This is a genomic window from Campylobacter novaezeelandiae, from assembly GCF_018968685.1.
In the GTDB taxonomy this organism is placed as follows: domain Bacteria; phylum Campylobacterota; class Campylobacteria; order Campylobacterales; family Campylobacteraceae; genus Campylobacter_D; species Campylobacter_D novaezeelandiae.
The window spans coordinates 1418957-1431748 of sequence record NZ_CP076657.1; the positions used below are offsets into that span (position 1 = coordinate 1418957).

Below are 12792 nucleotides of genomic sequence, written 5' to 3' on the forward strand. Positions count from 1 at the left end.
ATTAAATTTTAAAATTAAAATCTTAATTTCATTTTTTCTACCCTCCTTCTTAATAAAATCATTACAATTCCTAAAATCAACAAAAAAATAGTACTTATAACAATAAAGCGTGTATTGCTCAAAGATATAACCATTCCACAAATAGCAGTTCCACTACTCAATCCTATGTTAGCTACACTTATAAAAAGTCCATTACTAAAATCAGGAGCTTTTGGAAAAGGATGATTTATCATAAAATGTGTGCCGTTATTCATTATTCCACCCAAAATTCCCAATATAAAAGCAAACATTACTAATATAATTTGATCATAAAAATTAAAAAGCAAAATATAAATTATTATCATAAGCAAAGGCGTTAAAAGCAAAGTAAAATGTGCATTTTTCACAAGAGTTTTTCCTGCTATATAATTACCTATAATGTTTGAAAAACCATAAATAGCCAATATAACACTAATGAAAGTAAAATTCATCTTTGCTACACTATACAAAAAATCAGAAAAATAAGAATAAAATCCCCAAATTCCCGCATTTATACAGATAACACAAAGAATACTAATCCACAAAAGTGGGTATCTTAAGATAAGTAGTTGCTTAGTTATTTTAACAGGATTTACCCTTTTAAAATCAGGCACAAATAGCAAAGTTGCTAAAAAAGATAAACTATTTAAAATACAAAAAAATAACATCGCCACTTCAAAACTAAAATTTCCACCAAAATAACTAGTCATAGGCACACCCAAAACCATCCCTGCACTCACCGCTGTAAAAATCTTGGCCGTAGCTTTTGGGACTTCTTTTTTATCTTCAACTAAATTAGCAACCATACTTAAAACAAGAGCTATATAAATAGGATGAAAAAAAGCAGGAATAATTCTAAAAATGAGCAATTGCCAAAACTCATTTGTAAAAGCGCTCGCCAAAGAAGAAAATACAAAAACTAAAAGACAAATAAGCATTAATTTTTTAGGATTGAAATTTGCACAAAGCAAAGGGACTATAGGTGCACAAAAAGTTATCACGAGTGCAAAAACACTCACGCTCCAACCCGCATCAGAAATACTCACATGAAAATTTTCAGATACCACAGGAATAATCCCCATCATTCCAAGCTCTGTGCTTAAAATTCCAAATACACCTAAACAAAATACTAAAATAATTTGAGAATTAGATATTTTATCCCTATTTAAAGTTAGCATTTTATCCTTTCAATTTTTAAATTTTTAAAAGTATAAAACCTAACACTTAGTGTAAGTCAAGGGTAAAATTAAATTTTTACCCGTTTTTTACATTTAATATAATCTTTACTCAAAGGATTTAACTCATCTTTATCTTCCATAATCATTTTTTCATAAAGGTCTATTTTAAAATTAAGTTTTTCTAAAATACTCTGAAATTTTTTTATATCTTGTAGAATTTTTCCTTTTAATTTTAAAATAATCTCTAATCTCTCTTTTGTAGTACTCTTTCCTTTAGCACATAAAAAAATATAACTTTTAAGATCCTCAATACTCATACCAATTTGTCTATAACAATCCACCCAAATCACCCATTCTAAATCCTTTTCACTAAAATAACGCACTCCATTTTTATCTTTTTCTACAAAAGGAAACAAACCCTTATCTAGCCAAAATCTAAGTGTTCTACTAGAAACTCCTGTTTTTCTTTCTACTTCTATGATTGTATAAGCCATATTTTTCCTTTAATAACTATATTTTAAAATCAGTAAAATATTATTAAAGTATAACATTAAGATAAAAGAAAAATTAAATCATAATAAAATAAGATAATAATTATAAAGACTTTCTAAAAAATTTTTAGAAAGTCAAAAGAATTTAAATTTTCACACTAGGATCATAACAGAAAGTAGGTTCAATCTGTTTTTTATTACTTAGTTCCTTATACCAGTAAGAATGGAGTATATAAACTTCTTCTTCTTCTTTGTAGCCATTAATCATAGAATGAATACTTCCTTTTATAGCAAAAACAGCCATATAAATATGCACGCCAAAAAATACTGCACAAACTATACCTAAGAAATTATGCACTATAGCTGAAATTCTTAAAAGTTCAATTTGAGTTAAACCAAAAAGATTTTGAATTGCTACAGAATTAAAATCAAGAAAATACATAAATCCACCCGTAATAATCATCAAAAAGCCACCAAATACAGCAATGTAATACCAAGACTTTTGACCAAAATTAAATTTACCTGCAGGCACAGGACGTTTTACTTTGCTTAAATAACCTCCAACTATCATCATCCATCTAATATCATAACTTGCAGGAAGCATTCTTTTAATCCAGTATAAAAACATAGGGATAATAGAAATGATAAATAAAATTGTTGCAAAAGCATGTAAATTTTTACAAACTCTTACAAAAACTCCTCCTCCAAAATAAGATCCAAACATCATAATAAATCCTGTTGGAACTAAAATAACCCAAGAAATTGCTGCTATAAAATGAAAAATTCTTTCAAATAAGGTAAAGGCATAAATTTTCTTTCCATCATGAGAAAACTGCTTAGGTCCTATAACCATATAATGCAAAGCAAATGCAGCCAATACAGCAATTACAGCTATTAAAGCTATAGTGGCTATATATTCACCTTGTAAGGTTGTCCAAAGCTTGCCAAAGGTATCGTAATTTGGGATATTTGTAATGCGGTGAAAATCCCAAATTTGAGTATCTTGTCCCATTCTCTCATTGCCATAGGCAAATAAACTTACAAAACTTGTTAAAAGTGCTATTAATACTTTTATCATAAACGTTCCTTTCCTGTATAGGCGATTTTCCACTCTATGCTTTCTGAAGGATTTAAAATACCATAATTTCTATTCATAAGCCTATTATGATAAATTTCTTCAATCTTCGAGCTCTCTCCTACTAAAAGTGCTTTTGTTGAACACATAGCTGCACATACAGGAACTTTACCTTCTGCGATACGATTTTGTCCATAAAGCTCTCTTTCTTTTTCTGAATTGGTTTCTTCAGGACCTCCTGCGCACATAGTACATTTATCCATAATACCTTTATTTCCAAAAACACTATCTTTTGGAAATTGAGGTGCGCCAAAAGGACAAGCATAAAGACAATACCCACAACCTATACAAATTTCTTTATCATGCAAAACAATACCATCAGCACGGATATAAAAACAATCCACAGGACAAACAATAGAACAAGGCGCATCATCACAATGCATACAAGAAATAGAAGTTGAAACCTCTTTTCCTTGAATTCCTTCATTTAAAGTAATCACACGACGACGACGGATATTAATAGGAAGTTCATGCGCCTCATCACAAGCTACTGCACAACCATTACAGTCAATACAACGTTCGTTATCACAAAAGAATTTTAAACGTTCTTTTTCTAAATTTGCAAAATTTACCTTACTCATTTTCCATCCTTACTGATTCTACAAAGACCACCTTTAGTCTCTGGAATCTGACACATAATATCATAACCATAATTTGTTACAGTGTTAGCACTTTCTCCACTTGCATAAGGCTTAGTTCCTTTAGGGAAATTATGCGTTAAATCTACCCCTTGCATAACCCCTGTAAAATGGAAAGGCAAGAATATCATATCTTTTGCTACACTTGGATTAACCTTTACTCTGACATGAATTTTAGTTCCCTCTGGAGAATGTACCCAAATCATATCCCCTGCTTTAATGTTTTGTTCTTTTGCTAACTCAGGATTAATCTCGCAAAACATTTCAGGTGTTAAACGTGTTAAATACATAGATGCTCTATTTTCCATACCTGCACCATTTAAATTTACAAGCCTTGCAGTAACAAGATTAAGTGGAAATTCTTTAGAATAATCTTTGGCTTGTTGCACAGAAATAAATTTAGTATCCACACGATAAAGTGCTTTTTGATCTTCAAAGCTAGGATATTTTTGCACTAAATCATTTCTTGGAGAATGCAAAGGTTCGCGGTGAAGTGGAATTTTGTCTTTAAAGGTCCAAACCACAGCTCTAGCTTTAGCATTTCCATAAGGAACTATGCCTTTTTCTATACATTTAGTTGCTATGATATTACTATCATCATAAGACCAAGTAGAACCCATTTTAGCTTTTTCCTCTGCACTTAAAGTGATACCTAGAACTTTTTCTATATTATCTTTGGTTATTTGTGGATAACCTGTATTAATAGGAGAATTTAAAGGTGCATTTTTAGCTAATAAACTTTCACCTTCATATTCAAGTCCAAAATTATTTCTAAAGCCCATACCACCTTTTGCTACTTCGATATCAGTATTGTAAAGCACAGGAGAACCTGGATGTTTATCACTCCAACAAGGCCAAGGAAGTCCATAATATTCACCTGCAACTTCATCTTTACCTTCCAAAGTTACCTCATCAAATTTATCCCAGTATAAAGTATGTTTTTTAAGTCTTTCAGGGCTCCAGCCATTAAGTCCTATACTTCTAACTGCTTTAGCAATTTCTCTTGTAGCATTTTCAGGCCAAAGAATTTCACCTTTTTCATCACGCAAGGTCTTAGTAAAATCTTCATAAAAACCAAGTCTTTTAGAAAGTTCAAATAAAATTTCTTGATCTTCCATGCTTTCATAAAGCGGGTCTATAACTTTAAATCTCCACTGTCCACTACGATTTGTCGCTGTTACACTTCCACTTGTTTCAAACTGAGTTGCTGCAGGTAAAAGATAAATTCCATCTTTTCTTTCTGCAATAATTCCTGCTTCATTCACAAAAGGATCAGCTAAAACTAAAAGCTCTAAAGCCTCTAAACCTTCTTTTACTTTAACTTGCTGTGCAGTTGAAGTGATACCATTTCCCATAACTACTAAAGCTTTTAAAGGTGTTCCTGCATTATCAATAGCATCATTTCCATCTTTACCATTTAAAGCTGCTGCCCACCATCTAGCAAGTGAAAGCCCAGTTTTATGCATCCAATCTTTGCTTACAAAATTTCCCAAAAGCCACTCATAATCTACGCCCCAAATTTTGGCATAATATCTCCAAGTCGCCTCATTTAAGGGATAATAGCCTGGCAAATTTTCACTCAAACACGCCATATCTGAAGCACCTTGAACATTGTCATGCCCGCGTAAGATATTAACTCCGCCACCAAATTTACCTATATTTCCAAGTACCATTTGCACAATAGGAGCTAAACGCGTATTTGAAGTTCCTACTGTATGTTGGGTTAAACCCATAGCCCAAATAAGCGTAGTTGGTTTATTTTTAGCCACTTCATGAGTAATTTGCACTAAAAGTTCTTTTGAAATTCCTGTGACATTTTCTACTTCTTCAGCTGTCCATTTTGCTGCCTCTTCACGGATTTTATCAATCCCAAAAACTCTTTCATCAAGATATTTTGTATCTTCTAAACCTTCATCGAAAATAATTTTTAGCATTCCATACATAAAGGCAATATCAGTTCCTGGGCGAATTCTTGCATAAATATCCGCTTTAGCTGCACTTTTTGTAAACCTAGGATCCACAACGATAAGTTTTGCTCCCTTTTCTTTTGCTTTTAAAAAATGTCTAAAGCCTACAGGATGATTTACAGCTGGATTTGCTCCAATAATAATAATACATTTACTTCTTTGTATATCTCCAAGATGGTTTGTCATAGCGCCATAACCAAATGTATTCGCCACACCGGCGACTGTTGCGCTGTGTCAAATTCTAGCTTGATGATCTATATTATTTGTTCCAAAAAATGCTGCAAATTTACGCACATAATAAGCTTGCTCATTGCTCATTTTTGCAGAACCTAAAAACATAACACTTTCAGGATTTTCTTTGCGATAAGAAGCTAATTTTTCTCCAATTTCATTTAAAGCTTGTTCATAGCTTATGCGTTTCCACTCTCCATTTTCTTTTTTCATAGGATATTTTAAACGCACATGTGAACGCACCATATCAATCATATCAGAGCCTTTGCAACAGTGTCCTCCTGAGCTTATAGGATGATCTTGAGCGATTTCTTGACGCACCCAAACACCATTTTTTACCTCTGCAATGATTCCACAACCAACAGAACAAGCTGTGCAAACTGTTTTTACTTTCTTGCTACCTTCATAAGCTTCTTTTAATTCGCTCTCGCTTGCCTCTCTGATACTCTCACTTCTTGCTAAAAGAGGTGTTGCTAAAGAAGAGAGTGCAGCCATCTTTAAAAAGTTACGACGATTAAGTTTGATATTTTCATTTATACTTGACATCACTCAGCCTTTATATAATAATTTTCCCAATTAGCACTTCTTTGAAAAAGTATTTCTTTTTTTTTACTCTTACCCTTGATTAAATCCTTACGATCTTCATCTTTAGCTAAAGCTAAATTTACACCAGATAATAAACTGGCGCCACCTAAAGCTAACGCTGATCGTTTAAGAAACTCTCTACGATTTTTCACCTACCCTCCTTTTTTTATTTGCCTCTCTTCTTAAGAATTCAGATCTAGATAAATCATTTTGTACTTTTTTAGAAATAGTCTTTGTATTTTTACTAAGCTTAAAACAAGACCTTTCAAATTCTATAAAAGCACCTAGAATATAAGCTATTTTTTTATAAAGCTTTGCTTCTTGGTGCTCCAAAATTAAAATAATAAACTCATCAATACTTTGATTAATAACCTTTTCAAATAGTTCTTTTGCTAAAAGCTCTTCTTGTTTTAAAAATTCACTCATTAAAAAGAAGCAAAAACCTATATTATCTTCGCTATCTTTGAAAAAATTCTCATTGCGTCTTATTTTGCTTTTCATAAGAATTTCCCTAACACAAATAAGCGCCCTTGAATTTTCAAAACCTTCCTCAAGATAAGAAAAAGTCGTAGGAATAGAATTTTTAAAAGATAAGAAAAGATTATCATATTCATTAAAAAATAAATTTAATTTTGTTTTAGAATTTTCGAGCAAAATATCAAAGCTATCAATCAAACTTTCATCAAATAAATTTTCTTTCATTATTTTTAAACAGTCATTTAAAGAAGCTAATCTCTGTTTAGAAAAAGAAAATATAAAAAGCTCTCCAAAACATTGATAATAAAGACTTCTAGCTAGTCTTAATTTGTCTAAATCCATACAAAATCCTAGATAAAATTCTTTGTTAAAATTTAGGAAATAAAATAAGTTTTTATTATGCAAATATGGCTTAATATTTGATTTTACCTTATTTTATACAAAATTTATCTTAGTATTATTTGTTTTAAAAAAAACTGAATTTTATAAAAAAATTAAAAGCCAAAATTAATTCAAACAACTAAAACATAGGCATTGATTAATCTAAATTATCATTATAAGCACTTAAATAAAATATAAATTAAAATATATAAGCATTCATTGATATAGATTATTTTATGCTATTTGGAAATAATATTAATTCCTTCTAGCATAGTCTTCATAAGAAAATTCTCTTACCATTTGAAGCTTATTTTTTTGATTTACAAGCATCAAATTAGGAAGTATTACTCCATTAAATGTAGTATTTTTAACTATAGAATAATGAATTTGATCTAAAAATACTACTTTATCTCCCCGTTTTAATTCTTTTTTAAAAGCATATTCACCCATTACATCTCCAGCCAAACAAGTATTTCCTGTTAAAAGATAAGCAAACTCTCCTTTTTGCAAATTTGAAATCTTTTCGTTTTCTCTTGTTGTTAAGATCCTTGCATCTAAAACCTCACTTGTATAAGGCATTATAATAGTATCTGGCATATGAGCTTCACTTGAGACATCTAAAATAGCTATTTTTTTCTCATTTTCAACTATATCAACTACACTTGCTAATAAAACACCGCTTTGCCAGCCAACTGCTTCGCCAGGTTCAAGATAAACTTGCACACCGTATTTATCGCTAAAATTTTTACATAAAGTAATGATTTTTTCAACATCATAACCCTTTTTTGTAATATGATGTCCACCACCAAAATTAACCCATTGCATTTTTTTAATCCATTTGCCAAATTTTGTTTCAAATACTTTTAAAACGGCTTCTAAGGCATTAGCACTTTCTTCACAGAGCGCATGAAAATGAAGTCCTTTTATGCCATCTAAATCCACATTTTCTAAATCTTTACTTAGAATTCCAAGTCTTGAATATCTTCCACAAGGGTTATAAAGCTCTTTTGGTGCTAAAGAAAATTCCAAATTACAACGAAGTCCTAAAGAATTTTTAGAGCATAAATTTTTAAATTTTTCAAACTGATACAAAGAATTAAACACTATATGATGAGATAAATCCGAAATTTGCTTTATCTCATCATCCTTAAAAGCAGGAGAATAAGTATGAATTTCTTTATCCATATATTCTTTAGCAAATTTTGCCTCCCAAAGTCCACTACACGTGCAACCTTGCAAATATTCTCCTACTATTTTCAAAGCTCCTGAAAACGCAAAACCTTTTAAAGCCAACAATACCTTAACACCACTTTTTTCACCTACACTTGCTAAAAGTTCGCAATTTTTTCTTAATTTATTCTCTTCTAAAATATAAGCTGGAGTTTTCACATCAAAATCAAACATTTCATTACCTTAATAAAAATATTTCATAATGCATATTTTAACATTTACTAACATTTAAATTTTAAATAATATAATCAAAAACCCAAGCAAAAAGGATAAATAATGAATAGAAGACAATTTTTAAAATTTAATATTTTAACAGGTGTTAGTGCAAGTATAGCTTATGCTGCAAATTCTCACAATATGCATAACATGCATTCTATGAATTTAACAAATTCCTCAAATATAGATACAAGCTTTATAAAATTAAGCAAAAATGTAAATTTAATAGATGAAAAAAAATTTCCAGCTCATCAAAATTTAAATGCCTTAAAACTTCTCAAAAATGAAAGCAAAGAAAAAAATTTTTTTAGAGCCACTATAGAAATTAAAGAAAGTCAATTAGAAATTATTAAAGGTTTTAAAACCAAATTCTATACCTATAATGATCTTATCCCTGGACCCAAAATAGAAGTTTATGAAGGAGATACTATAGAAATTCTTGTTAAAAATAAACTCAAAGAACCAACTACGATTCATTGGCACGGGCTTCCAGTACCACCTGATCAAGATGGCAATCCTCATGATCCTATTCTAGCAGGAAGAGAGAGAATTTACCGTTTTACTTTACCACAAAATTGTGCAGGAACTTACTGGTATCACCCGCACCCTCACTACATCACAGCCAAACAAGTTTTTATGGGTTTAGCTGGAGTCTTTGTAGTAAAAGCTAAAAAAGATGCCTTATCTCATCTAGAAGAAAAAGATTTAGTTATTAGCGATCTACGTTTAGATGATAAAGCTCAAATTCCTGAAAATAATTTAAATGATTGGCTCAATGGAAGAGAAGGTGAAATCGTTTTAATCAACGGACAATTAAAACCTAAAATTACAATTAATGCAGAAAGAATACGTATTTATAATTTTTGCTCAGCAAGATATTTAAATTTAAAAATTCAAAATGCAAAATTCATTCTTGTTGGTACAGATGGCGGGCTCATAGAAAAACCTATAGAGCAAGAAGAATTATTCTTATCTCCTGCATCTAGAGTTGAAGTTCTAATAAAAGCCGATAAACTAGGAGAATTTAAACTAGAAAGTCTTTATTATGATAGAGATAAAATGCTCATAAAAGAAGAACCTAGGAATTTATTTTTAGCAGATATTAAAATAGAAAAAAATCCTAACAATATCCCTTCAACTTTAAAAAAATTCAAAAAACAAGAAGAACCTAAGAATTTTAAAGAAGTCATTATGAGCGAAGATCACATGCAAATGCATGGTATAGACAAAAAAAGTGAAGATGAGATAAAAAAATCTCTTGCTTCTATGTTTTTACTAAATGGAAAAGTTTTTGATATGAAACGTATTGATCTTAAATCAAAATTAAATGAAGTAGAAGATTGGGTCATTATAAATAAATCTCATATGGATCATCCTTTTCATATACACGGAACACAATTTGAACTTATAAGCTCTAAACTAAATGGCAAAACTGCAAAAGCAAATTTTAGAGCCTTAAGAGATACTATTAACGTGCGTCCAAATGAAGAATTAAGGCTTAGAATGGTGCAAAATTATGAAGGTATTAGAATGTATCATTGTCATATCTTAGAACATGAAGATTTAGGTATGATGGGTATCTTAGAAATACAAAAATAACTTTCAATACCTTTTTTGGTATTGAAATTCCAAAAATAATTTTAATCTACAATTTTTCACCAAAACTCTACAAAATTCAAATTTATAACTATATTTAAGCTTATTTTTATGGGGTGGGGTATAATGGAATTTTTATTTTTAAATAAAGGATAAATATGAGATTAATAATTTGTTTTATCTTGCCTTGACTTGGTTTTTAACCATTAAAAGACCTTTTGCTGCTTTAATTTGTCTTATTTTGCAAATCACTCTTATTGGTTGGTTGCTATGATTTAGACTATTTATGCTCTTAATCAATATAAAGTTGAACAAAAAATCTCAAAAGCTTTAAAAGATAAACAATAAGGAGAATTTTATGAAATACATTTTATGGATTTTCTTAGGACTTAGCTTAAGTGCTTGTTATCAAAAGGATTAGAAGTTAATCAAAATAAATTAGATGCAATTATTATAGGAAAAAGCACGCAAGAAGATATAGAAAAAATTATAGGCTATCCTATAAGAAAAACAAATATAGGCAATAAAGAAATATGGTATTATGATTTTACTAGAATTACTTCTTTACCTAGATTTGATAAAGATGAAAGCACTGTTTTTGAATTTAATAAAAGAGGCATAGTAGTTAAAAAATATAAAACCCAAGGCTCAGAAAATAGTAATCCTTTACTCAACTAAAATAAATATTTACAATAAAAGAATTTTTCTAATAGAATAAACTCTATTAGAAAAACTTAATCAATCAAGCAAACAATCAAAACTTATACTTAAGTCCTACTTGTCCGCTTATATAAGTTTCATTTTTATTATCTACTTTACCATTTAATATTTGTTTAGCACCAACTCCAGCATTAAAACTTAATCTTTCATTGATGTTTAAATTACCACCTAATACTACTTGGGCATAAGTTTTTTTCTTATCATTTGCTTTTACACTTGTAAAAAAAGCGTTATTTACAGCTAGATTTGCCACATAATCATCTCCATTATTAATAATAAATTGCTCTATTTTTGGAGTGATAAAAAGATAAGAACTTTCATTCATATATTTTCTAAATTCAGCTCCTATTTCAAGAGAAAAAGAATTATTACTCATAGAATCAATATTTTTAGAAACAAGTCCTTTATCTGTATAAGATGGAGTATAGCTATAATAATAATTTAAACCCGCAAAAGGCTTAATAAATAAAGTATTATCGCTAAAATCAAATATATGACCTAAACTTGCACTAAGTCCAAAGAATTTGCTTGTATAATCAGCCTTATAAGCTCCATCAACTAAAACATTGTTTTGCTTAGTAGGTGAAATTTGCCCATATGCTCTTAAATTTACTCTGTTTTAGGATTTAAATTGATTATAGAATAAAAACCTAATTGAAAATTATCACTTTTTTGTTCTAAAAGTTTATCTTTAATGGTTGATTTTGCATAGGTAAAATAAGTCCCTAGTAAAACATTATCTTTTACTTGTTTATCAGCGCCTATAGTAGCACCATATAAAGCCGCACTATCGCCATCTATAATATTAGCTCCACCAAAAGCATTTGCCCATACGCTATTAGCATAATCATTTATATAATTTGACCTCATATCACTTTCTAAAGCGGCAAATTTTAGATTGCTCATTTTTAAAGCATAATTTCCATAAGGATTATTAAGCATTGCTATTCTTTGAGTAATAGCTATATCATTGGATACGTTTATGGTGGTATTAGTTGCATTAGAAGCTGAGCTGAGATTAGATATATTTTTTCCTGTATTATCTGTATCTTTTTTAATATTTAGTGCTAATTCAACACCCTCTCTACTGGCTAAATCAGCCCCTATTGCTCCCAATAAAACAGCCGCATCCCTTAAAACTAAAACCGCATTTTTATCATTTCCTGCTAAATTTGGAGCTATGGTTTGTAAATATTTATCATCATCTATCTTGCCACCATTTTTATTTGCCTCCTCAATGAGTTTTTGAATTTCGCTTTTTTGATTTTCAAGATCTGCTTTTGCCAACTCATAACCTTGAGCACTTGTATATAGTGTAGCCAGTATGAAGAATATCTTTATATTTGTTTTTATCCTTTAAAATTTCATTATTGGTACTTAAATAAGAGTTTAAATCTTTAAATAAAATAGCTCCAGCCGCATTATTAGCACTCTTATCCAAAATATCACTATTAAATTCTTTTGCTCTTATTAAGACAAAATCATTTGCTTCAAGCTCGCTATAATTTGTTCTTAAAATACCAAAATTTGAATTTTTAATAGTAGCTGTTCCATTTACCCTAAAAGCATTTTCTACATTGGATAAAATCAAAGTTTTAGAAGCATTAAAATTTCCATTGATAGTTAAAGAACCTGTATTAATTTGATTAGCCAAAGAGGCTCCACCTCCTCCTATACCTATAACTGAACCCGCTTCTTCATCATTTACTGGAGCATCTTCTGTTGTGCCTACTACGCTAAAATCTGCATTAATCGTCGAAGGTTTTGTAAAATGAAATATAATATCATTAGCTTCAACTTTTTTAGCGCTAGCATTAAGATTATTTATATTAACTGGATTCTTTTCTTGTGCTGATAATTTTTTATTGTTATTATTAAAAGTTAAAGTTTTATCCTTGGCTAATTCAATATTTAGTTTCATTTCTTCTT

At 29.9% G+C, this 12792-nt stretch carries 10 protein-coding genes and 1 pseudogene; 2 read left to right on the plus strand and 9 right to left on the minus strand.

Features of this window, described 5'->3' with window-relative positions; genetic code table 11:
• Window positions 1-14: 14 nt before the first annotated feature.
• The 8 genes from CNZW441b_RS07210 to nspC form a co-directional block, all read right to left on the minus strand.
• Window positions 15-1196, minus strand: coding sequence for an MFS transporter (locus tag CNZW441b_RS07210; protein ID WP_216681371.1), 1182 nt, complete (start codon window positions 1194-1196; stop codon window positions 15-17).
• A 68-nt stretch (window positions 1197-1264) separates the two neighbouring features.
• Window positions 1265-1690: a MerR family transcriptional regulator gene (locus CNZW441b_RS07215; RefSeq protein WP_216681372.1), complete on the minus strand. Its 426-nt coding sequence runs from the start codon at window positions 1688-1690 to the stop codon at window positions 1265-1267.
• A gap of 142 nt (window positions 1691-1832) precedes the next feature.
• Window positions 1833-2765, minus strand: a complete 933-nt coding sequence (locus tag CNZW441b_RS07220; RefSeq protein WP_216681373.1) for a formate dehydrogenase subunit gamma — start codon at window positions 2763-2765, stop codon at window positions 1833-1835.
• Window positions 2762-3403 (minus strand): formate dehydrogenase FDH3 subunit beta, encoded by a 642-nt coding sequence (gene fdh3B / locus CNZW441b_RS07225; RefSeq protein ID WP_131163086.1) that lies wholly within the window; start codon window positions 3401-3403, stop codon window positions 2762-2764. Before fdh3B ends, CNZW441b_RS07220 begins: the two co-directional genes overlap by 4 nt.
• Window positions 3400-6204, minus strand: coding sequence for a formate dehydrogenase subunit alpha (locus CNZW441b_RS07230; RefSeq protein ID WP_131165726.1), 2805 nt, complete (start codon window positions 6202-6204; stop codon window positions 3400-3402). The genes fdh3B and CNZW441b_RS07230 overlap by 4 nt, the downstream gene beginning before the upstream one ends.
• On the minus strand, window positions 6204-6395 hold the full coding sequence (locus CNZW441b_RS07235; RefSeq protein ID WP_131165727.1) for a twin-arginine translocation signal domain-containing protein: 192 nt from the start codon (window positions 6393-6395) through the stop codon (window positions 6204-6206). The genes CNZW441b_RS07230 and CNZW441b_RS07235 overlap by 1 nt, the downstream gene beginning before the upstream one ends.
• Entirely contained in the window at window positions 6382-7062 is a 681-nt protein-coding gene (locus CNZW441b_RS07240; RefSeq protein ID WP_131165728.1) for a TorD/DmsD family molecular chaperone, read from the minus strand. The genes CNZW441b_RS07235 and CNZW441b_RS07240 overlap by 14 nt, the downstream gene beginning before the upstream one ends.
• 294 nt (window positions 7063-7356) lie before the next feature.
• Window positions 7357-8505, minus strand: coding sequence for a carboxynorspermidine decarboxylase (nspC, locus tag CNZW441b_RS07245; RefSeq protein ID WP_216681374.1), 1149 nt, complete (start codon window positions 8503-8505; stop codon window positions 7357-7359).
• A gap of 102 nt (window positions 8506-8607) precedes the next feature.
• Here nspC and CNZW441b_RS07250 point away from each other — a divergent pair, with 102 nt between their 5' ends.
• Entirely contained in the window at window positions 8608-10146 is a 1539-nt protein-coding gene (locus CNZW441b_RS07250) for a multicopper oxidase family protein (protein ID WP_216681375.1), read from the plus strand.
• A 399-nt stretch (window positions 10147-10545) separates the two neighbouring features.
• Complete coding sequence (gene bamE / locus CNZW441b_RS07255) at window positions 10546-10821, plus strand: outer membrane protein assembly factor BamE domain-containing protein (protein ID WP_216681376.1); 276 nt, start codon at window positions 10546-10548, stop codon at window positions 10819-10821.
• A 76-nt stretch (window positions 10822-10897) separates the two neighbouring features.
• Here bamE and CNZW441b_RS08300 read toward each other — a convergent pair.
• Window positions 10898-12577: pseudogene (locus CNZW441b_RS08300) on the minus strand (autotransporter outer membrane beta-barrel domain-containing protein); the annotation flags it as partial.
• Window positions 12578-12792: the final 215 nt, after the last annotated feature.

Coding starts and splice junctions, on each gene's coding strand:
- nspC (WP_216681374.1), bottom strand. CDS start 8,505: ATGTTTGATTTTGATGTGAAAACTCCAGCTTATATTTTAGAAGAGAAT.
- CNZW441b_RS07220 (WP_216681373.1), bottom strand. CDS start 2,765: ATGATAAAAGTATTAATAGCACTTTTAACAAGTTTTGTAAGTTTATTT.
- CNZW441b_RS07215 (WP_216681372.1), bottom strand. CDS start 1,690: ATGGCTTATACAATCATAGAAGTAGAAAGAAAAACAGGAGTTTCTAGT.
- CNZW441b_RS07250 (WP_216681375.1), top strand. CDS start 8,608: ATGAATAGAAGACAATTTTTAAAATTTAATATTTTAACAGGTGTTAGT.
- CNZW441b_RS07210 (WP_216681371.1), bottom strand. CDS start 1,196: ATGCTAACTTTAAATAGGGATAAAATATCTAATTCTCAAATTATTTTA.
- CNZW441b_RS07240 (WP_131165728.1), bottom strand. CDS start 7,062: ATGGATTTAGACAAATTAAGACTAGCTAGAAGTCTTTATTATCAATGT.
- fdh3B (WP_131163086.1), bottom strand. CDS start 3,403: ATGAGTAAGGTAAATTTTGCAAATTTAGAAAAAGAACGTTTAAAATTC.